This is a genomic window from uncultured Dysgonomonas sp. (assembly GCF_900079725.1).
GTDB lineage: Bacteria > Bacteroidota > Bacteroidia > Bacteroidales > Dysgonomonadaceae > Dysgonomonas.
Window position 1 is genome coordinate 3857564 of record NZ_LT599032.1, and the last position, 24463, is coordinate 3882026.

Below are 24463 nucleotides of genomic sequence, written 5' to 3' on the forward strand. Positions count from 1 at the left end.
TATGAAAGTTAAATATATAAAATCATTTATGACAGTTGCTCTGCTGGTTTTGGCAGCGAGCTGTACGGATCTCGATGTAGACATCAAATCACAGTATACGGAATTTCCTGATTCGGAGACTGCTGCTGAGGCTAAAGCGGCGAATGCTTATTTTGCTATGCGTGGTCCGTTGGGACGTGACTATAATCACGCTCAGACTTTGTCTTCGGACGAAACGATGTCATACTCCTTTAATGGTTCTGACTATTATGACAATGGTCGCTATAATCACATGGCTTTGCACAACTGGACGCCGGATGATGCTACAATCGGCTATTGGGAAAATTTCACTCAGGGTATTACGACCTGTAATGGGCTGATTGCGGAAATGGGTGGTGATGAGGCTGCTGTAACCGCGCCTATCCGTGCTGTCCGTGCCTATTACCTATGGGTATTGATGGATAGCTATGGTGATGTCCCATTACTGAATCGTATTTTGGCCGAAGACGAGGCTATAGATCGCTCACCTCGTGCTGAAATAGCTCAGTTTATAGAATCAGAGTTGTTAGCTGTAATTGATTTATTATCGACAAATGTCGATATCTCGACATATGGAAAGCCTACACGCTGGATGGCCGATGCCCTGTTAGCAAAACTTTATCTGAACTGGGCCGTTTATACTTGCGGCGATGTTGCTACTTATACTCCGACAATGGCTAACAGCAAGCTAAATGATGTCGTAAAATTCTGTGATGACATTATTGCTTCCGGTAAATTTGATTTGACAGATAGCTATATGTCTAAATTTAATTCGGAAAACGGATCACATATCAAAGATTTCATCTATGCTATGCCTTTCGACCGCGAAACTCAGCAAGGCATGACATACGCCCGCTTTTGGACGCATCGTAATGGAAATAAGGAATTCTATGGCGTAGATTTACCTAGTAGTGTGGGCGGTTGTTTTGCCGTTAACTCTGAATTTGCAGATAAATTCAATCTGGCAGGAGATGATCGGAACGAACAGATTATCGGCGGACCATTATATATACGCTCTGCGAGTACTTACAAAGCAACAACTACTCCATGGATGGTTGACGGAAAACAAGTGACGCTGACAAAAAATATTACACTGAACAAATTGGATGAAACTATGCCGGTTGATAATACAGCCCATGGGGGCCGTTCGCAGGGTTATCGTTCCATCAAGTTCTATATGGACCTGAAAACGACAGCCTCTCAGAGCCGTAATCAGAGTAATGATGTGCCTATCTTCCGATTTGCAGATGTCTTATTGATGAAAGCTGAAGCTATTTTACGTGGAGCTACCGCTACTAATGGGGATTCACCCATGTCTCTGATGAACCAGATCCGTGATTATGTTCATGCTCCGAAGGTTACGTCAAATCCGACATTGGATGAACTCCTTGATGAACGTGCCCGCGAGTTTGCCGATGAGAACTGGCGTCGTAATGATCTGATTCGTTTCGGTAAGTTTGAAAATGACTGGGGTTATAAACACATCATCAATCCGAGTGCTAAAACAGAACTCTATCGTCGTATCTTCCCTGTTCCAAAATATATTCTGAACACCAATACCAATTGGTCCCAAAACAAAGGATATTAAGATCGCTTTCTTTTAGCATCTTTAGTTGAAAATCTTGCATTACAGTTGAATATCTGTAATGCAAGACTTTTTTTAAGCCAGCCTTGTTTTGTCAAAGTACGAAAGATCTACTATGTAAAATAGAGGATACTATGAGTCCTTCCCTGTGTCGTAAAAAAGTAAGTGCGTAAATTTCAATTACCAAATCTAATTTAGATATATTCTGTTTAAGTGTTTTGATCTGTTATCCTGTTGTATCGTATCATAAACCTGAACAAATACTCCTTATATTGGAATTGAAACGGCTAGTGGATTTTTTTAGTAGAAACAGCAGGAATATCTGCTTTCTCTTTTTCAATTGAATTCGGTACCTCAAATTTGAGATACTTCACGTCTTTCTTGTATATAGTAAATACCTTCGGCAACCGTTCTTTTATCTGAAACTTAATTCCGGCTGAATTATTGGTGAAAATTTTATCTGTTTCTGCTCCATTTAATATTTCAAGATTTGAATATGTCTTACCTTCACACATTTCAAAAGTTGTTTGTGGGTAGTCGAAAGAGGCCCCAAAGAATATAGATAAAGGAAGTGATAAAGATTTTTTCATGATATTTAGATTTAAAAGTAAAATAAAAACTTCTCGCTTACAAAATAAAGCCACAAGAAGTCAACCCATAGAGGAACTTTTAGTCATTTTAGGAAAATCCTTTGATTTTGGTATAGATATAATTAGGTTATTAATTCATTATAGCTATTTTTGAAGCCTATATTAAGTCTATCTTCATCATTTTACCTCCTTTCGAGATATAGACTTTTAATTAGTCAAACTATAACGATAAATACCATGTATAAATTTGCGTCACCTTTTTCTCGACCACTATACGTCATGCTCAAACCAATAGGTGCAGTATGCAATTTGAGATGTAAGTACTGTTATTATCTGGAAAAAAAAGATCTGTATCCGGACGATAGAAATTTCACTATGTCAGATCAGGTATTGGAAGAATTCATTGAACAGTATATGAATTCTCAAACTATGCAACAAGTTCTGTTCACATGGCATGGCGGGGAAACACTAATGCGTCCACTTTCTTTCTATAAGAAAGCCCTGGAATTACAGAGAAAATATGCACGTGGCAGACAAATTGATAATTGTTTACAAACAAATGGAACTCTTTTAAATGACGATTGGTGTAAATTTTTTAAGGAAAATAATTTTTTAATAGGAATATCTGTTGACGGACCACAGCATTGCCACGATAAATACAGAAAGACAAAAGATAACCGCCCGTCTTTTGTCAGTGTGATGAAAGGAATATCCTTATTAAAAAAACACGGTGTTGAGTTTAATATTATGGGAGTTGTGAATGACTACAATGTAGATCATCCTCTCGAATTCTACAATTTTTTCAAAGAAATTGATTGCTATTATATTCAATTTGCGCCGATTGTCGAGCAAATTGATGGAAAACCCGCTCCGTGGAGTGTTCCCAGTGAAAAATGGGGCGATTTTCTGATTGCTATCTTCAATGAGTGGGTAAAAAAAGACGTTGGTACATTCTTTATTCAATATTTCGATTCGACATTAGCAAACTGGGTTGGAGAAAAACCAAGTGTCTGCACTCTCGCTAAAACTTGCGGACATGCCGGCGTTATGGAGTTTAATGGCGATGTATATAGCTGTGACCATTTTGTATATCCAAAATATAAATTAGGTAATATCAGAAAGCAGACCCTTACCGAAATGATGTATTCACCGCAGCAACTGAAATTTGGTGCCGATAAGTTTGATACACTCCCTACACAATGTCAAACTTGTGAGTATTTATTTGCATGTTATGGAGAATGTCCCAAAAACCGAATAATTAAGACAAAAACAGGTGAAGATGGATTAAATTATTTATGTAAGGGATATTATAAATTCTTTAATCATGTTGCCCCTTATATGGAATTTATGAAGACTGAATTGGAAAACGAACGTCCACCTTCAAACATAATGGATCGCAATCTTGTGAGATGTTAAAAGTCTGAATAGAAAATAGCCCCGTGTTGACTAAAAGTTCCCCTCTATTGATCTTATCTTCGTTTACTTTGCGATACAGATAACTATAATCAATACAAATTATAATTAAATAGGCTATGAGATTTTTTTAACATTGGTACTCTCATTATTGAGCATCGTTACTTTTGGTCAGTCTTCTATTGAGAACACAAAGAAAAAGTCACTAAATCAGTGACTTTTAATTCTCTTCTCTTTTTCAGAATTGTGACCCCGGAGGGGCTCGAACCCTCGACCCATTGATTAAGAGTCAATTGCTCTACCAGCTGAGCTACGGAGTCTTTTTGGTAGGTGCAAAAGTATAATAATTATTCTTTTTAAGGAAATTAATCTCTAAAAAATATTCTCCATATGGATTATTTATCCTGGTTTTGTCAAAATATATAGGTATTTGAATGAAATTACATACCTGTTTATGCCCTTAAGCGGTATTTTTGTATCATGTAATAGTATGAATTTACCTTAAAATATAAAACCGGAAGAATAACCATGAAATACATTTTCATTTTACTCAGCGCATTATTTTTATTAATCGGCTCGATAACTCAGGCTCAGAATAAAACAATAAATCTAGAAGGGCAGTGGCGGTTTCAGATAGATCGGTCTGATATAGGTGAGAAAGAAAAGTGGTTTAGTAAAAAGCTTAACGATAATATCTATCTGCCCGGTTCCATGACCGAGAATTACAAAGGGGACGATGTTACCCTCACTACCGAATGGACAGCCAGTATATACGACAGTTCGTTTTTCTTCAATCCGAGATTAGAAAAATTCCGTAAACCGGATAACCTTAAACTTCCGTTTTGGCTTACTCCTGTAAAATATTATGTGGGGGCGGCATGGTATCAGAAAGATGTGATTATTCCGGCAGATTGGAAGGGAGAACGGATTACTTTGTTTTTAGAGCGTCCACATACTGAATCTCGCCTCTGGATCAACGAAAAGGAAGTAGGTATGGATAATTCTCTTTCCGTTCCTCATATTTTTGATATCAGTAGTTTTCTTAAGATAGGAAGTAATACGATTACTTTATGCATCGACAATCGTACAAAAGATATAGATGTAGGCAAAGATTCACATAGTATAACCGACCAGACACAAGGAAACTGGAACGGAATAGTAGGCAAACTGGAACTGCAATCCACTCCTGTCACTTATATAGATGATGTACAAATATATCCTGATCTGAAGAATAAAAAGGCATTGGTAAAACTCACCATTATAGGTCAGTCATCAGGTCAGATAACACTTAAAGCGCAAAGTTACAACGGAGAGAAAGTACATACAGTAGAGCCGGTTCGGCAAAATTATACAGCTAAAAGTAAAACTACAAAGATAGATTTAGAACTGTTGATAGGTAATGAAATGCTTACTTGGAACGAGTTTCATCCTAATTTATATAAATTATCAGTATCATTAAAAACTTCGAAAGGAACAGATACAAAAGAAGTTCGCTTTGGTATGCGTGAGTTTACGATAGAGGAGAAATACTTCTATGTAAATGGTCAGAAAACCATGCTTCGCGGGACTGTAGAAAATTGTGTATTCCCACTTACGGGCTATGCACCTATGAATGTGGATTCTTGGGAAAGAGTTTTCCGTATTTGCCGCAGTTTCGGGCTTAATCATATGCGCTTTCATTCATTTTGTCCCCCCGAAGCAGCAATGGAAGCTGCCGATTTAACCGGCTTTTATTTGCAGCCCGAAGGTCCCAGTTGGCCTAATCATGGATCGTCTTTAGGCGACGGTCGTCCGGTAGATGATTATTTGTGGAAAGAGGCCGAGCGTATAGTGAAGCAATATGGTAATTATCCCTCATTCTGCATGTTCGCTATTGGCAATGAACCTCGCGGACGTTGGGTGCCATGGGTAAGTAAGTTTGTCGATTATTGGAAAGAAACGGATACGAGACGTGTTTATACAGGTGCTTCGGTGGGGAATAGCTGGGCTTGGCAACCTCGCAATCAGTTTCATGTGAAAGCGGGAGCCAGAGGGCTTGCATGGGATAATCAACCGGAATCGAATTCGGATTACTTGTCGCGTATAGACACCGTAAAACAGCCCTATGTATCGCACGAAACAGGACAATGGTGCGTATTCCCCGATTTCTCGGAGATAAAAAAATATACAGGGGTGATGCGCGCCCGTAATTTTGAATTATTCCGTGAAGATTTGGCCGACAGGCATATGGGGGATTTAGCCCATGATTTCCTGATGGCTTCGGGTAAATTACAGGCATTATGTTATAAACACGAAATAGAAAAGACATTGCGTACTCCCGAATATGCAGGATTCCAATTATTGAGTCTGAATGATTATTCGGGGCAGGGTACTGCGTTGGTTGGCGTATTAAATGCTTTCTGGGAGGAGAAAGGATATATAGATGCCGCCGAATTCCGTAAGTTTTGTGCACCTACCGTCTTATTATCTCGCATGGATAAATTTACATTTAGAAATGACGAGACAATGACAGCCCGTATCGAGGTCGCTCATTTTGGAGAGGATGTATTGAGACAGCAAGCAACCAAATGGCGGATAACAGATACTTACGGAAAAATACTGACAAAAGGACAACTTTCCCCTAAAGACATTCAGATAGGCAAATGTCAGCAGTTGGGCACGGTATCTTTTGCGCTCCAATCGATAAATAAAGCACAAAAGCTAAATCTTGAAATATCGTTCGATAGTACGGATGTTTCCAACAACTGGGATTTCTGGGTATATCCGGCGCAGTTACCGGAAGTGGATACTTCGGATATATACATAACTAACCGGATAGACGAGCAAACAAAAAACGTATTGGACAAAGGCGGTAAAGTGCTTCTGCTTTTAGCCGGAGAGGTAGAACAGGGCAAAGATGTCGTACAATATATGACCCCTTCGTTTTGGAATACTTCATGGTTCAAAATGCGCCCGCCGCATACAGAGGGTTCATTAATAAATAATTATCATCCTGTTTTTAAAGATTTTCCTACCGACTTCTATACAGGAGTGCAATGGTGGGAGCTGGTGCAAAAAGGGCAGGTGATGGAGATGAATAATTTCCCTGCCGGTTTCCAGCCGATCATTCAGCCTATCGATACATGGTTTATCAACCGTAAATTAGGAACATTGTTTGAAGCCAATGTGGGAAATGGTAAAATAATGGTATGCAGTGCCGATATTATGACCGAACCAAATAAACGTATTGTGGCAAGGCAGCTATATTATTCGATAATAAACTATATGAATACAATTCATTTCGTACCCGAAAATTCAGTCCAACTATCAGTGATAGAAGACTTGTTGAGGAATGAAGGCGAACGTATTAATACACATACAACAGATGCCCCGGATGAGTTGAAAAATATTATAAGATAATAACATGAAGAAAATATTAGCGGCCGTTTTACTATTGACAACATTCATCAACTGTACTCAGGATAAAGTCATAACCGACTGGCCCGAAGTAACAAAAGAAGCAAAACCGTGGACTCGCTGGTGGTGGATGGGGAGCGATGTCGATTCTGCGAATCTGACTTACAATCTGGAGGAGATGAGCAGAGCTGGAATCGGGGGTGTGGAAATTACCCCAATCTATGGAGTTAAAGGGCGCGAAGCTCATTATATCGATTATCTGACTCCAAAATGGATGCAAATGTTAGCCTTTACCGAATCGGAAGCCAGCCGTTTGGGGATGGCGGTAGATATGAATATGGGCACGGGATGGCCATTCGGAGGGCCTGAAATTACAATGGAGGATGCCGCAACCAAAGCAATCTTTCAGCAATATGAGCTAAAAGGAGGACAGGAACTGAAAGAATCTGTTCAGATAAAGGATGAGAAACAAAAAGAAGTTGCTTATCTGAGCAAACTGATCGCTTATTCTTCGAAAGGAGATAAATTGGATATAACTGATAAAGTAGGTACTGACGGAAAACTGATGTGGATAGCGCCTGCAGGAGACGATTACAAACTGGTTGCTTTGTTTATAGGAAAAACATTCCAACAGGTAAAACGTGCCGCACCCGGCGGGCAGGGTTATGTTCTTAACCACTTCGATGCAGATGCGGTACAACGCTATTTTGGTAAGTTTGGTAAGGCTTTTACTGATAATAAGGTCTCTTTTCCGCATAGCTTCTTCAACGATTCGTATGAAGTATATGGCGCGGATTGGACTGCCGATTTACTCGATCAGTTCGAGCGCAGACGAGGATATAAACTACAGGATTATTTCCCCGAATTATTGGCAGATGGTGCGACCGATATTTCTGCACGTGTCATTTGCGATTACCGTGAAACTGTAGGTGACATGTTGCGGGAAAACTTTACTCAGGCATGGACTACCTGGGCACATTCACGCAATACGACTACTAAGAATCAGGCTCACGGGTCACCTGCGAACTTGCTGGATTTGTATGCCGCGGTGGATATTCCCGAATGTGAATCTTTCGGTATCACCGATTTTGATATTCCTTATCTGCGAAAAGATTCCATACGTAAACAGAACGATGGAGATCCTACCACACTGAAGTACGCGTCTTCGGCTGCTCATATAACAGGAAAGAAATACACTTCTTCCGAAACATTTACCTGGCTGACAGAGCATTTTCGCACAACCTTATCGCAGTGTAAGCCGGAGATCGACCAGATGTTTACATCAGGTGTAAACCATGTATACTTTCATGGCTCTACCTATTCGCCGAAAGATGCGGCATGGCCGGGCTGGAAATTTTACGCTTCGGTAGATATGTCTCCGACAAATTCCATCTGGCGCGACGCTCCTGCATTTTTTAGTTATATAACTAGGGTGCAATCGTTTTTACAGGAGGGAATTTCGGACAACGATTTCTTGTTATATTTTCCAATGTATGATATATGGGAAGAGCAACGCGGAGATTACTTTACTACCTTTGCCATACATGGAATGCGTGATCGTCTTCCTGAATTTTGCGGGGCAGTGGAACAAATAATGGCTAAAGGCTATGATCTGGACTATATTTCGGATCGTTTTATACAAACAACCACCATAGAAAACGGCTTGTTGAAAACTGAGGGCGGAGCCACTTACAAGGCTCTTATACTTCCGGCGGCAAAACTAATCCCGCTTGAAACACTGATCCGGATTCAGAAACTGGCAGAACAAGGTGCTACGGTTATTTTCGCCGAACAATATCCTTCCGATGTTCCGGGATTATCCAATCTGGAAGAGAGAAGAGCGAAGTTTACTTCGGTAATGAAATTATTTCCGGCTACAAATTCATTCGATAAAGTTTCGGTGAATACATTAGGGAAAGGGAAAATTTTTACAGGAAATGACTATGGGGAAATATTGACTGAATGCCATGTTAACAAAGAAATGTTTGTATCTGAGCTTGGCGGGCAACTTATTCGCCGCAAGAACGCTACCGGATATCACTATTTCTTTACTATGCTGAAAAATAAACCTGTAGATGGCTGGGTAACTTTAGGTGTAGATGCCGAAAGTGCTATGTTCTTTGATCCGATGACGAGACAAAAGGGCAAAGCGGCTATAAGAATGCGGGATGGAAAAACAGAAGTTTATATGCAATTGCAACCGGGTGAATCCATTATCCTGAAAACATTTACCAATACCAAAATAACAACGGATAACTGGGATTATTATCAACCGACAGGAAATCAAATGGAACTGAAAGACGGATGGGAGATGGACTTTATAGAAAGTGAGCCGGCCATTGATGAAACTTTTAAATTACAGACCCTAGACTCATGGACAGAACTCAATAATGACGAGCTTAAAAGGAATATGGGGACTGCCCGCTACACGATAAAATTCGATTTTAAGAAACTTGCAGATGAAGAGTATCGTTTGTGTTTAGGCGATGTCCGCGAAAGTGCAAGAGTACGTGTGAACGGGAAAGATGCAGGCACACTGTTCGCTGTGCCATTCGAGACAAATATCGGGCAATTGCTTATCAACGGAGAGAATACATTGGAGATCGAAGTTACTAATTTGCCTGCCAACCGCATTGCCGACTATGATAAGCGCGGCGTTGAATGGCGTATATTTCACGAGATCAACTTTGTGAGCATCACGTATAAAGATGTGCGTTTCGATACGTGGAACCCAGTTCCGTCAGGCTTATTAGGCCCTGTAATAATAAAAGAATTAAGAAAAATACAACCATGAAAAAAACATTTTTATTGACCGTCCTTTTAGCCTTTGGATTTGGGCTTACCGCCCAAAATCCTGACAGGTTTAATCCGAAAGACCTTACCATAGTAGGAACTTACTATTATCCCGAACATTGGGACGAATCGCAATGGGAGCGCGACCTGAAACAAATAAAAAAACTCGGCTTCGACTTTGTGCATTATGCCGAATTTGCATGGGCGCAGCTTGAGCCGAAGGAAGGTGTATATGATTTTGCATGGCTCGACAGAGCAGTAGATATTGCCGACAAAAACGGCTTGAAAGTGATTATGTGTACGTCTACCGCTACCCCTCCCGTATGGCTTGTACGCCAGCATCCCGATGTGCTGATAGAACATGAAGACGGTACGAAAATGGATCACGGTGCACGTCAGCACCCCTCGGTATCCAATAACTTCTATCGGGAATATTCGATGAAGATGATAGAGAAACTGGCACAGCATTACGGGAATGACAAACGTATAATGGGTTGGCAACTCGACAACGAACCACGTCCGGCACAGGATTACGGAAAAGATGCGCAGCAACGGTTCTGTGATTATGTGAAAGCTAAATATCAGACAATAGACGCCGTTAATAAGGCTTGGGGAACAGCATTCTGGAGTCAGATATATTCCGATTTTTCGGAGATAAATATTCCCCGTCTATCCCAGATGTTTATGAATACCCATCAGATACTCGACTATCATCGTTTTACAACTGACGAGATGGCAAGTTTCTTAGATGAGCAGACGGTACTTATACGCAAATATGCGAGTCCGCAACAATGGATTACTACTAACTACATCCCCGAATATAGTGACGGGCATTTAAGAAAAAGCAATGAGCTGGATTTCCACTCCTATACCCGCTATATGGTATTCGGTGAAGATTATGGTATCGGGCGCAAAGGTTATCGCTTAGGGCCGGTGGAAAGAATAGCGAAGGCGAATGACTTTTTCCGCACCATAGACGGGGTGTATGGAGTGATGGAGTTGCAACCCGGACAGGTGAACTGGGGCAAAATAAATTCGCAACCGCTACCCGGTGCAGTCAGGTTGTGGTTGTGGCATGTATTCGCAGGAGGAAGCAAGTTTACATGTACTTACCGTTACCGTCAGCCGATATATGGAACGGAACTTTACCACTATGGCATTGTTGGCCCGGATGGAGTAACACCTACAAAAAGTGGACTGGAATATTCCCAATTTATCAAAGAGATTGCACAGTTGCGCAAAGAATATAAAGGGGATACGAAAAATCCGGATAATTATGAGAAACGTCGTACCGCTATTCTTTACAACCATGAAAATGCGTGGGAGATGCAGCGTAATAGGCAGACAACGGAATGGAATACAGAAAAGCATATAGACAAGTATTACAATGCATTGAAGAACTTCGGCGCACCTGTCGATTTTATAGATGAACGAAACGACTTTTCGAAATATAATGTGATGATTGCTCCGGCATACGAGATGCTGGATAGGGAACTGGTGCAACGCTGGCGGAACTATGTGGAGCAAGGTGGAAATCTGGTATTAACGAGCCGCACAGGCCACAAAACACGCAACGGACAATTGTTTGAAGCTCCTTTTGGTGAACCTATCTATTCTTTGATAGGAGCGAAGATAGATTTTTATGATCTGTTGCAACCCCGCACTCCCGATCAGATAGCATTTAATGGTCAGAAATATGACTGGACCAGTTGGGGCGAAATATTAATACCCGAAGCAAATACTGAAACATGGGCTACATATGAGGGCGATTTTTATGAAGGAAGTCCTGCAATAATTTTTCATCGTTTGGGCAAAGGCACGGTTACTTATGTAGGTGTGGATTCTCAAAAAGGGGAGATGGAAAAGGATGTTTTGAAAAAACTGTATGGCATTCTAAATATCCCATTAGCGGATTTGCCAGAGGGATTGCATATCGAATATCGTGACGGCTTTGGAATCGCAGTGAATTACGCGGACAAGACATATTCGCTGCCTTTGCCTGCAAACACAAAATATGTGATTGGCGGTAAGGATATTCCTACGGCAGGAGTCTCTGTCTGGAAGGAATAATGCAATAATTTACTCTGAATATAAAATGGAAATATGAAAAAATATCTATTAGTCTTCTTTATTATAGTTTCAGTTTTAGGTTTTAAATCAGCGGACAGACCAATAACTATATTTATAGCGGGAGATTCTACTGCGCAGACCTATAATGAAGAGAAAGATGGCCTGATAAAAGGATGGGGACAGATGTTGCCTTTGTTTTTCTCAGAAAATGTAAGGGTTGTAAATCATGCTATGGGAGGCCGCAGCACCAAGACATTTATAAGTGAAGGCCGCTGGGACAGGTTATTGGCTGAGGTAAAAGCCGGGGATTATGTTTTTATCCAGTTTGGACATAATGATGCTTCTACCCGTCCGGATCGGCATGCATCGTATGATGACTATCGGAAGAATCTCGTTAGGATGATTGAGGATGTAAAAGCTAAGGGTGGAAATCCTGTATTGCTGACATCGGTTGTAATGCGTACTTTTAAAGACGGCTCGCTGATTGATGACCGATTGAAAGGATATCCTGTGATTACACGTCGTATAGCTAAAGAATATGATGTGCCGATGATAGATATAAATCTCAAGACACGTGATTTTGTTACGATGCTGGGAGATGAGGAATCTAAATCTTATTATCGTTGGGTAGAAGCCGGAGTAGATCATGCGAAGCCTGAAGGGTTGAAGGATGATACGCATATGATGGAAAAAGGGGCGAAGCAGGTTGCCTGTTTTGTGGCAGAGGGTATAACGGAATTGAATCTGCAGGGATTGAGTGAATATGTGAGATTGAATAATGAATAAAATGATATATTTAAAGTTCTATTGTTTTAAGCATAATTACTATCTTAGTTTATTTTCGAAAATTTTAATTCATTACTGCCGCGCCCTCCCGGGCTTGTCCTTCCTTTTGGCATTGCCCAAAAGGAAGCAAAAAGCTAGCGCTAAGTCCCTCGGCGACCCACAACCGATTTGCCGGCTGAAAGGGACAAACGGGCTATAGCCCCGTCCCTTTCTACGCCGTCTGCACCGTGTGGGTACCCCGCCTGCGGAACTAATGCGCGTCCGCTGACGCACGTGGAACTAAAACCTAAAAAGGTTTTCTTGTTGTCGCATCGCGATTCCGGCCTCGTTCCGTAGGCGGGGTACCCAATCCGTAAAGCGAAGGTGTAGAGCAAAATATGGTGGCTGCTATACTTAATTGAAAGTTAAGCTATGAATGATTCCGTATTATTTTGCTCCACCGCAGCTACGGTTTTGGGTCGCCGAGGGAGGAAGCCTTGATTTTTTGTTTCGTTTTGCATCAAGGCAAAATGAAAAACAAGCTTAATGGCGCGTTAGTAAAACACTATATAAATTAATAGAACAATTTCATACAACAATTTCATACAACAATAATTTCATTAAATAATAAAAAAAGAACAAAGACAAAATGAAGAAACTAATTAACCTTATTCTATTATCAGTACTCCTTTTCTCCTGTGGAGGAAAGCAACAAACTGCAGAAGTAGAAGTAGCAAAACCTGTATATTTATTCTCGTATTTCAAGGGAAATGGAGATGGCTTACATTTGGCATATAGTAGAGACGGGTTGAAATGGAAAGCTCTGAATAACGATTCCATTTATCTGGAACCTGAGATAGGAAAAGATAAACTGATGCGTGACCCCAGTATTGTTCAGGATGAAGAAGGAACCTTCCATATGGTGTGGACTTCGGGCTGGTGGGATCAGGGCATTGGTTATGCATCGTCCAAAGACCTGAAAACGTGGTCGCAACAAATGAATATTCCGGTTATGGAAAAGTTTGAAGGAACGAGGAATACATGGGCACCGGAACTATTTTATGATAAGGAGGACGAGACTTTTTATATTTTCTGGGCTTCGACTATACCCGGTGCATTTCCGGATCTACCTACTTCTGAAAGCGAGAAGGGGTTGAACCACAGGCAATATTATGTAACGACTAAGGATTTCAAAACGTTCAGCGATACCAAGCTGTTCTTTGAACCGGGATTCAGTGTTATCGATGGTGCGATACTGGATAAGGACGGGCTTTATTATCTCTTTGTAAAGAATGAGAATTCAAGTCCGGCGGAGAAGAATATCCGTATAGTATCCAATGATAAACCTTACGGTTTTCCTGTTATGGTGTCAAAGCCTATTACGGGAGACTATTGGGCGGAAGGTCCTGCGCCGCTACAAGTTGGCGAATATATTTATGTGTATTTTGATAAATACAGGGATCATAAATATGGGGCGGTAAGGTCGAAAGATATGAAAGTATGGGAGGATGTTTCCGATTCGATTGTTTTTCCTGCAGGAGTGCGACATGGTACGGCTTTTACTGTTTCTGAAGATATACTGAATGGTTTATTAGAGTAATTATATTATATAACTTTATCTATGTTATTAGCCGATAGCCTTTTGCTGTTAGCTGATAGTTCTTTGAAAAAATTAATTAGCAGATTGGTAAATTAGTATATTAGCAAATGAGTGAAAAGGTGTAACCTTTGTTACCTTTTGTGAACTGTAGGGGCGTAAAATCTTACGCCCGATACATTGCAGACGAATATTTATTCGCCCCTACAAAAGCACATAAAAGTGTTACTTTTTATACAGAAAGAGACAACGATAAAATAGTGTGAAAAGTGTCAAGTTTGTCAACTTTTAGGATTTATAAGTTTACTCTTTTGAATTTATGGGCTGACCATATTTCGATGGTGAACATTTATATTGGGCTTTGAAACATTTGCTGAAATAGAACGGGTCGTCAAAGCCTACCTTATAAGATATTTCGGATACAGTAAGGTCTCCCTGTAGCAGCAGCTCGGCAGCGCGTTTCAACCTCTTTATCTTTATGAGTTCGTTGGGCGAAAGTCCGGTTATGCCTTTCACCTTTTTATAAAAGATAGTACGTCTTTGTTTCGCTAATTCGGCGAACTTATCTACAGAAAACTCTGTGTCGGCAAGATGTTCTTCCAGTATTTTATCTATCAGGTTGAAGAATTCTTTATCCTTGTCTGTAGATGTAATCAGGTTACCATCGAGTACATACTCATTCGAGAAACGTTTTTTCAGTTGTTCCCGTTGTTCTATGAGTTTAAACACTCTGGTTACAAGGTATTTAAGGCTGAATGGCTTCATTATATATGCATCCGCCCCGCTTTGAATCCCTTCCAGTTGATGTTCTATCGACGAATGCGCCGTTAACAGTATGATAGGAATATGGCAGGTCTGGAAATCCTCTTTCAGTCTTCGTGTCACTTCAAATCCATCCATGGCAGGCATCATCACATCGCAGATAATAAGGTCAGGGTTTATTTCTATAGCTTTCTGTAAACCTTTTTGTCCGTCTTCGGCAACTTCAACCATAAAGTATTTGCTGAATTCATCGATCAGGAAATTGCGGATATCATCGTTGTCGTCAATTATCAGCATCTTATAATTGGAGAGTGTGGAATCGTCTATATCCGGTAATTGAATGTTTTCGGTACTGTCGGATGGGTATAGTATCTTGTTGTTGTCTACAGGGAGAATGCCGGAATGAGCTTGAGTGATGAAATTCTCGCCTTTGTAAGTATCCTTGTTTGCCGATATCTCGACATTGAATATAGAGCCTTGTTCTTCATTATTTTCGTACCAGATTTTGCCCTTATGCACATCGACAAACTCTTTTACCAGAGACAGGCCTACACCTGTTCCGGACGATGAAAAGTTGATTTGCATAAAACGGCTGAAGAGCATATGCTGTTTGTCTTTGTCGACACCTATACCGTTATCTTTCACCTTGAAAAGGCATACTTGTTTTTGCTGGTCGATAGAAATTAGAAGGTCTATTTGTCCCCCGTTAGGAGTAAACTTGAATGCGTTGGATAGTAGGTTATACAAGATCTTATCTACCTTGCGGCGGTCGATAAACATCTGGTATGAGTTAGTATCACTGATGAATGAGTACTCTATTTTCTTCTGATTGGCAGCTTCCTGAAAACTGGAATATATGTCTTTGGAGAAGTCTATGATATCGGTATCTTCCAAATCGAGTGTCAATACATTGTTCTGTAGTTTCCGGAACTCTAACAACTGGTCGATAAGCCGGGTGAGTATGACGGAGTTTCTCCCCAGAATATTTATCTGTTTTATTGCATGCGGAGACACTCCTGTTTGTTCATTCAGGTTCTCCACAGCCCCTCTGATCAGTGTCAACGGGGTTCTGAACTCGTGGGATATATTGGTAAAGAAACGGAGCTTATGGTTTGTCAGCTCTTTTTCTAACTTTACGTTATTATTCAGCATATTAAACTTATAGATAAGCCTGAATGCGATGTATAAGAGGAGTATTACTAATAGACCATAAATAATATAGGCGTACCACGATTTCCAGAAAGGGGGTGCAATAATGATTTCAATCTGTGTAACCTCCTCATTCCAGATTCCGTCACTGTTCGTCCCTCTTACTTTGAATTTATATTTCCCCGGTGAAAGGTTCTTGTAGGTGGCTGTATTATAATGGCTTATTGCACTCCATTGCTTGTCATAGTTTTCCAGCATATAGACGTACCTGTTTTTTGCCGGGTCTTTTAATACTAAGGAGGCAAATTCGATGGTAAATGTATTCTGCTTATAGTTTAGGCTTATTTTGTCGGAATAGCTTATCGATTGTTTCAGGGGGGAGCCTTTCTTTCCGGCCTCAACTTTGACATCATAAATGAAAAAGTCCGTCAACGTAACAGGCGGGGTATTTTGGTCGGGCACGAACGATTCGGGATTGAAAACGATTAGTCCATCGAGGCTACCCCACAGCATATTACCGTTTTTATAGTGGATATTTGCATTCTCATTGAAATGATTGCCGTATGTTTTCTCAGAAAACTGATAGATTATGAATGTGTTTGTATGCTTATTAAACTTGGTTATCCCACTTTCTGTGCTGATCCACAGATTATGCTCTTTGTCTTCTTGTATACCTGATACAAAATCTCCGGACAAACCGTTTGCAGTAGTATAGGCTATAAAATGTTCATCATATTCTGCGGTAGCCGGAACAAACTTATTTAGTCCGCCTCCGGCAGTACCTATCCAGATGATGCCCTCCCCGTCTTCAAATATCGTCTTTATATCATTGCAGTTAATACCGTTTTTCTTATTCAGATTCATACGGTACGTTTTATAGGCTTTGGGATTCTTTATCAATTCTTCCGGATTGAATAAAATGATGCCATCACTACTTCCCGCCCATATACGGTACTTACTATCCAGATATATATACCTGATATAACTACGATTGCCGTCGTCGAAGAAGAAGCGTTTGAACTTAATACCGCCGGGTGTATCTTCGGCAAGGTTTATCCCTCCTCCGAAAGTACCTATCCACATACGGTTTTTATTGTCTTTGCATATATTGAAAATGGTATTGTAGCTTAGCGAATTGGCATCTGTTTCTATATTCGTATAGTGAGCGGTTTCTTTGTATGTGGCCAGATCTATAATATATAAGCCCTTCCCTTTAGTCCCTACCCACATTCTTTTTTTGGAGTCTTCGGTCAAAGTATAAGGATTCATGTCTTTATATATGCATTTTCCGGCTTCCAGGATGTCTTCATATACATATAAGCTGCCATTCTTTGTTCCTACCCATGTTTTGTCGAATGCGTCTGCGTATATTGTGCGCACATTGTTATTCTTCCCAATCGAAGTCTCTATCTCAGGGCGGACAACCTGTATGTCGTAATTGGGTTTAGTAACTTTGATGATACCGGCATATTCGCTTCCAATCCAGATATTACCATACCTGTCTTCCGTGATAGACAGGAGATAATCGGATGCCGGACTGTTCTTGTCGGCACTATACTTATAGTTCTGTAGAGACTCAGTTTCAGGATTGTAATAAAATAGTCCGTTCCCGTATGTTGTAATCCAGATGAAACCTTTAGAATCTATAAATACATTGTATCTCTCCAAATCGATGATTTGAGCAATGGCCGGTGGTATTAGTTCCATCTTTTTTACCTTTCGGCTGTTTTGATTATAATGCCAGACTATACCTGAATGATTATACATCCAGATACCCTGACTCTTATCGATTATAAACTCGATATTACCTGCGAGTTGCGGGTCTTTTGCCCAACCAGGCTTGTCAAATAGGTTGGTACTTATGTTATATGAAATAAGCCCTGAGGATTTTGTTGATATTAATAGTTCATTATCTGAGAGTCTGGTCACATCGGAATAAACGTCATTAAGTGAAGTATTGGCTGTTTCTTCAAAAGACTTTCGTTTAATATCGTATTCGATGATACCCGACTTTTCAGTTATGAAGTATATTCTATTATTAAGTTCTATTGCTTTAGTAAAAGAATGTTTATTGTGAAAGAGAGTGTCTGTCTTATCTCCCGATATCATGAAAAGGCCGGATTCGCCGCCAACCCATATGTTAGCTTTGGAGTCTTCGAAGAGAAACTTGCAATCTTTCTTGTTTTCTGCACTTTTCCCGGTAAGAAATGGTTTTGTTGAGAATCTATTTCCTGTTTTGCGTATTCGCAGGCAACCGTTGGTATTTCCCCATAGCCAGATAGTGCCATCCGTAGCTTCATAATAGTTTATATAATATGCGTTGCTTTCATGAGAGTGATCCTGTGGTGAATAATAGTTTATGAAGGAGTCGGAGACAGGATTGTAACAGCTAAACTCGTTCTTATATGTTTTGATCCATAGATATCCGTCTTTGTCCTGGAAAACATCTTTTATACGATGATCTATCAGCGAATTCGGATTATCTAGCTGAGGTTTGTAAGCGATAAGGTTATAGCCATCATATCTATTCAGACCGTCTAAAGTTCCTGCCCAGATGAAACCTTTTTTATCTTCAAGAATTGCACGAACAGTATTTTGGGACAGTCCGTCTTTTGTGCTGATTTGTGTAAACTGTAAGTTGTTGTCTTTTACCGAGTACAATTTTACAGGTAAAATGACGAAGAGAATAATAAAGGTTATAGATTTCAATAGATTCATATGGCTAACAATATTTGAAACTCTTTTCAAATGTACGAAAACTAATGTTTATTCGAAATCGGGTGACTAATAATCTATAAGATTGAACGATTTTACAGTCGTTGCATCTGCTCGTTCTGCGTAATGAGGATTTCTTCCGTTAAATCGTTTCCTGTAGCCAGTTTGTGAAGTTCGTTTTTATCGTGTTCTTTCTTGTTTTATCGTGACAAAAATGAATTTCCATAACTATGAACAAAAATACATTTTCCTAAAAATATGTTAATCTTAGTTTTGTCGTTGATAAATCGAATATGAAAAACATTAGTTCTGGAAATTAAAGTAAAAGAATTAAACACACGAAACTCAATTACCATTTTAAATTAATATTTATGAGGAATTACCATGGAAAACGGCTTTTAAGAGCCAGAGGTATGTTGACATTGATTCTCGTTTTTATGTCAACATTAGTTTTTGCACAGACGAAGACAGTGACCGGTACGGTTGTCGATGATCTGGGAGACGGTGTAATCGGTGCTGTAGTAACAGTAAAAGGATCAACAAAAGGAACTGTAACTGATCATGATGGAAATTTTACTGTTGTGGCAGGTGCTCAGGACGTACTCAATATAAAGCTCATCGGCTATATTGAGCAGAATATTACGGTAGGATCACAAACTCACATTAAAATTGTACTTCAGGAAGATACACAAATGCTGGATGAAGTAGTTGTAGTCGGATATGGCACAATGAAAAAAAGTGATGTGACCGGAGCAATGGCTCGTGTAGGAGAAAAAGAGATGAAAGCGATGCCTGTCAAAGATGCACTACAGGCTATGCAGGGAAAGACAGCCGGTGTGGATATTACATCAAATCAGCGTCCCGGACAAACAGGAAGTATAAGGGTGCGGGGTGTTCGTTCGTTGAATGCAGACCAAGGCCCTTTATATGTAGTAGATGGTATGGTCATTCAATCTGGAGGAATAGATAATATAAACCCAAGTGATATTGAGGCTATTGATATATTGAAAGATGCTTCAGCTACAGCAATTTATGGTTCTCGTGGAGCAAACGGGGTGATATTGGTTTCTACTAAACGAGGAAAGAGCGGTTCCCTGTCTGTAAACTATTCGGGTTCTGTAACATTTGAGAAAATGTATGATGTAACAGAAAATATGAGCGCATCTGAATGGCTCGATTATGCCCGTCTGGCAAAATACAATATGGGTACATATAAATCGGCTACACCATCTTATGAAGCCGATTATGCAACATGGGGTTCGGTTGCTGCTTCATGGGCTAATATTGCTGCCGGTTGGACAAACAATAATACCGTTTGGGATGGAAGTAAAGTTGGTAGTTACGACTGGGCTAGCCATGGCAAACAAAATGCTGTCTCTACAGAACATACAATCAGTATATCCGGTGGTGGTGAGAAGTCGCAGGGTTATGGATCGTTTGGTTATTTGAGCCAGGAAGGGACTCAGCCGGGGCAAAAATATGAACGCTTCACAGCAAAAGTAAATTTTGATGCTTCACCCACAAAATGGTTTAAGATGGGGACATCAATTAATGCTTCATGGGGAGATCAGGATTATGGCTATAATTTCGCAAAATCAGTAACAGGAGCCGGAGATTTTTATTCGGCATTACGCGGTATGTTAGCATGGACAACGCCTTACGACGAGAATGGCAGCTATATACGAAATCCTGCTGCAGGTGATGTGAATATTATTAATCCGATAAATGAGCTAAAATATACGGTAAATAATAGACAGACCTTTATTGCAAACGGAAGTTTTTACGGACAACTTGACTTTGGTGAAATGTTTGATCCATTGAAAGGCTTAAAATATCGTGTTCAATTTGGACCTGAATTTAAGTACTACCGTACGGGTTCTTTTTATGATGCAGAAGGTATAAATGGTGATGGAAACAATACAGCCTCATACAATAACTATCAGACACGTGCATGGACACTTGATAATCTCGTTTATTATGATCGCAATATCGGTATAGATCATAAACTGGGACTTACTTTGATGCAATCGGCATCTGCCTATCATTACGAATATGGTACGATGAAAGCTACAGATGTAGCATCATCTTCCGAATTGTGGTATAATCTTTATTCTGGTGGGGCGCTAAGCTCTTTTGGAACAGGTCTGACAGAGACTCAGATGACTTCTTATATGGTGCGTGGAAATTATAGTCTTAAAGATAAATATTTGCTGACAGCTTCTATCCGTTGGGACGGTGCATCTCAATTAGCAGAAGGACATAAATGGGCCTCTTTCCCTTCTATGGCGTTAGGCTGGCGTATGGAACAAGAGAAGTTTATGCAGAATCTGGATTTTATCAATGCATTGAAACTTCGTTTTGGTGTAGGAACTACCGGTAACTCAGCAATTGGGGCTTATGCTACCAAAGGAGCTATAAATCAGTTGTATTATAATTGGGGTACTACTACTTCTTCTCCGGGCTATGTGGCGTCAGACCCATCTCTCAAAGATCCATCAAAAATGGCCAATTCAGAACTGGGCTGGGAAAGAACTACTCAGTACAACTGGGGGCTGGATTATAGTTTTCTGAATAGCAGGATTAATGGTAGTATTGATATTTACTCTACTAAAACCAAAGACTTGTTGATGGCGATGTCTATCCCTTCTCTTACCGGTTATACATCAACTTATGCAAATGTCGGAGAAACTGAAGGATGGGGTATTGATCTTCAATTGAATACTATAAATGTTCAGACTAAAGATTTTACATGGGCGACTAATATTACATGGTCGAAAGATAAAAGTAAGATTAAAGCGCTTGCAAACGGTAGAATTCAGGATTTGAGCAATGCATGGTTTGTAGGAGAAGAAATCGGAGTCTATTATGACTACGTATACGATGGTATATGGAAAACATCGGAAGCCGAAGAAGCTGCTAAATATGGCCGTAAGCCGGGACAAATAAAGGTGAAGGATCTGAATGACGATGGTGCTATCGATGCTAATAACGATAGGCAGATTGTAGGTACTACACGTCCGGAATGGTCGGGAGGTATAATGAATACATTTAATTATAAAAACTTCGAATTGTCTTTCTTCGTTTATTCACGTTGGGGTTTTACATTCAGAAGCGGAGCCGTAACTCTTGATGGACGTTACCAGATGCGTAAAATAGATTATTGGGTGAAAGATACAAATGAGAATGCAAGGTATTATTCTCCGGGATCAAATGGTGAAGCCGCTGATGCTTATAATTCGTCAATGAATTATGAAGATGGTTCATTTATAAAAATGAGAAATATAAGTTTCGGATACAACTTTGCTCCAAAACATCTGAAGAAGCTGGGAATAAATAATCTGAAAGTTTATGGACAACTTATGAATCCATTTACGATATATTCTAAATGCGATTATCTGGACACAGATCTTTCCAGTTATGACAATAATACGACTTCTACAGGTTCGGCAACGACGATAAAAGGGCTTGTATTCGGTGTTAATATTGGTTTTTAATAAAAAAAGAAGAATAAAATGAAAATAAATAAGATATTAATGGCTTCAGCTATAGTAGGTACATTAGGCCTGTCAAGCCTGCCTTCATGTAGTGAAAGTTTTTTGGATGAAGAATTAACGACGCAGTATAGTACCGATTATTTCAAAACACAGGAAGGACTCGACGCATTGGTTACCGGGGCTTATTCCAAATTGAAATTCAAATTCAATTATGTTTGGGGAATTAACATGTTCAATTTAGGAGTGGACGAATTTACAGATGCGAATAACTCTATTCCTAGTTACAATTGTTATAGTTTAGACCTGAGTTCCTCGGAAGGTGAATCTCTTTCCCCATTATGGGATAATATGTATGGTGGCATAGAATCTGCTAATACAATTATTCAGAATATGCCGCTTTATTACAATCAGAGCAGCGCAACTTACAATACCCGTCTGGGCGAAGGATATTTTATGCGGGGTTATTTCTATTTACAATTAGTAGTTCAGTTTGGAGGCGTGCCATTGAAGTTGGCCCCGTCTACATCTGTTGAGACTTACTTTACTCGTGCATCTGAAGCAGATTGTTTTGCTCAGGTTATTTCCGATCTTAAAGCTGCGTACGATATATTACCTACAACCCCGTCAGAAACAGGACGCATTACAAAATGGGCTGCTGCGCACTATCTGGCAAAAGCTCATCTGACACGTGCCAGTGAATTGTATTCTTCATGGAACTCTTCTCTGGTCTCTGCGGATCTCGACGCTGTAATAAAATATGGCGGAGAAGTAGTTGCTGCTCATCCTTTGTGTAATGATTTTGTTGAATTGTGGGATTACCAGAAAGCAAACAGTGCAAACGAAAAAGCTACAGAGGTAGTTTTGGCTGCACAGTTTTCTGATGATCAGGCTACATGGGGACGTTATGGAAATCAGATGCATCTGTATTATCCATCCGTGTATCAGGATATTGCAGGTACTGCACGTGATATTTCCGGAGGACGTGAATTCTCGTATGCGCGGGCAACAAACTATGCATTGGATGTATTTGACCGAGTAAACGATTCCCGTTTCTGGAAATCTTTTATTACTAATTATGGCTGTAACACTACAGCAGCAGCGCCAACATGGACTGAAGAAAATGCTAAACTGGGCCCTGCTGGTACAGTAGCCGGTGCTAAACGTTTTGTAGGAGGTGAATTAGCAATTAAATATATTGTAAATAATGCCGGCGATACCCGTTACCAAGCTGTAGCTAATGATGCAACAGGGGTACTGAAAAATGGAGTAATGGAAAATACACATACTTTTGTTCGTTACTTTAAAGGGGAACCTCAGCAATGGGTTGGAATTCATGGTAATAATGGTTATTATGGAGTGCAAAAACGATCGGTGGCCCTATCTAAATATCGTGACGGGTACCGCATCAGCATTGCATCACAATTTGGAACACGCGATGCCATTATGGCTCGTTCGGCAGAAGATGTACTGATGATTGCAGAAGCATATATCCGTAAGGGTGAATCAAATTATTCGAATGCAATAACCTGGATAAATAAACTACGTGACCGTGCAGCATATAAGAGTGGCGAAGACCGTACAAAACATGTTGATGGTGGTCAATCTTATAAGAATAACTCTTATTGTAACGGTAAAGGTGGAGGTTATTCTGCCGATGGCGCAATTTATTGGGATAAAAATACGTATTACGAATCTAACAATATTGCGTCAACTACAGCCGAAACAAAATCAACCTTGCTTATAAACTCTGTCAGCGATATATATAATTCGACAATAGACACTCCTATTTATGAAAAATTGGGTTGTACTTCCAATGCAGATAAGATGATGTGCTTCTTATTAAATGAGCGTACTCGTGAACTTTGTGGCGAAACGTACAGATGGGAGGATCTGGCACGTACCAAGACTTTAGAAGCCCGCTGGAAAGCATTTAATGACGGATATGTCAGGGGTAATACAGCCTTTAAAGCTACAACACACTATTACCGCCCGATACCTCAATCTTTTCTGGACGGTATAACAAATGAGAGCGGAGCAGCTTTAACTTCAGAGGAGAAGCAACAAATACAAAATCCGGGCTATTAATTATAGCATAGATTCAATAATGAAAAGTCAG

The 24463-nt window shown here is 40.0% G+C and carries 11 protein-coding genes and 1 tRNA gene; 9 read left to right on the top strand and 3 right to left on the bottom strand.

From position 1 onward, the window contains the following. Window position 1 precedes the first annotated feature (1 nt). Complete coding sequence (locus QZL88_RS15955; RefSeq protein ID WP_296942739.1) at window positions 2-1606, top strand: RagB/SusD family nutrient uptake outer membrane protein; 1605 nt, start codon at window positions 2-4, stop codon at window positions 1604-1606. A gap of 284 nt (window positions 1607-1890) precedes the next feature. On the opposite strand, the gene QZL88_RS15960 is transcribed toward QZL88_RS15955, so the two are convergent. Further along, complete coding sequence (locus QZL88_RS15960; RefSeq protein WP_296942740.1) at window positions 1891-2193, bottom strand: hypothetical protein; 303 nt, start codon at window positions 2191-2193, stop codon at window positions 1891-1893. Window positions 2194-2421: 228 nt separating this feature from the next. On the opposite strand from QZL88_RS15960, the gene QZL88_RS15965 reads away from it, so the two are divergent. Next, window positions 2422-3609, top strand: coding sequence for an anaerobic sulfatase-maturation protein (locus QZL88_RS15965; RefSeq protein WP_296945101.1), 1188 nt, complete (start codon window positions 2422-2424; stop codon window positions 3607-3609). Window positions 3610-3853: 244 nt separating this feature from the next. On the opposite strand, the gene QZL88_RS15970 is transcribed toward QZL88_RS15965, so the two are convergent. Then, window positions 3854-3926 (bottom strand) — tRNA-Lys (locus tag QZL88_RS15970). Between the two features lie 208 nt (window positions 3927-4134). Here QZL88_RS15970 and QZL88_RS15975 point away from each other — a divergent pair. From QZL88_RS15975 to QZL88_RS15995, 5 genes are all read left to right on the top strand, one after another. Then, window positions 4135-7005 (top strand): sugar-binding domain-containing protein, encoded by a 2871-nt coding sequence (locus tag QZL88_RS15975; RefSeq protein WP_296942741.1) that lies wholly within the window; start codon window positions 4135-4137, stop codon window positions 7003-7005. Window positions 7006-7009: 4 nt separating this feature from the next. After that, window positions 7010-9796 carry a glycosyl hydrolase gene (locus QZL88_RS15980; RefSeq protein ID WP_296942742.1) on the top strand — a complete coding sequence of 929 codons (2787 nt, stop codon included), beginning with the start codon at window positions 7010-7012 and terminating at the stop codon, window positions 9794-9796. After that, window positions 9793-11865 carry a beta-galactosidase gene (locus QZL88_RS15985; RefSeq protein WP_296942743.1) on the top strand — a complete coding sequence of 691 codons (2073 nt, stop codon included), beginning with the start codon at window positions 9793-9795 and terminating at the stop codon, window positions 11863-11865. The genes QZL88_RS15980 and QZL88_RS15985 overlap by 4 nt, the downstream gene beginning before the upstream one ends. A gap of 33 nt (window positions 11866-11898) precedes the next feature. Further along, a complete protein-coding gene (locus QZL88_RS15990) occupies window positions 11899-12651 on the top strand; it encodes a rhamnogalacturonan acetylesterase (RefSeq protein ID WP_296942744.1) in 753 nt (250 codons plus the stop codon). A gap of 628 nt (window positions 12652-13279) precedes the next feature. After that, entirely contained in the window at window positions 13280-14230 is a 951-nt protein-coding gene (locus tag QZL88_RS15995) for a glycoside hydrolase family 43 protein (RefSeq protein ID WP_296942746.1), read from the top strand. A gap of 300 nt (window positions 14231-14530) precedes the next feature. Here QZL88_RS15995 and QZL88_RS16000 read toward each other — a convergent pair whose 3' ends face one another. Beyond that, window positions 14531-18856 carry a two-component regulator propeller domain-containing protein gene (locus QZL88_RS16000; RefSeq protein ID WP_296942748.1) on the bottom strand — a complete coding sequence of 1442 codons (4326 nt, stop codon included), beginning with the start codon at window positions 18854-18856 and terminating at the stop codon, window positions 14531-14533. Window positions 18857-19266: 410 nt separating this feature from the next. Between QZL88_RS16000 and QZL88_RS16005 the strand changes: the two genes are divergently transcribed. Beyond that, window positions 19267-22347: a TonB-dependent receptor gene (locus tag QZL88_RS16005; protein ID WP_296945104.1), complete on the top strand. Its 3081-nt coding sequence runs from the start codon at window positions 19267-19269 to the stop codon at window positions 22345-22347. 18 nt (window positions 22348-22365) lie between these two features. Continuing rightward, window positions 22366-24432 carry a RagB/SusD family nutrient uptake outer membrane protein gene (locus tag QZL88_RS16010; protein ID WP_296942750.1) on the top strand — a complete coding sequence of 689 codons (2067 nt, stop codon included), beginning with the start codon at window positions 22366-22368 and terminating at the stop codon, window positions 24430-24432. Window positions 24433-24463 lie beyond the last annotated feature (31 nt).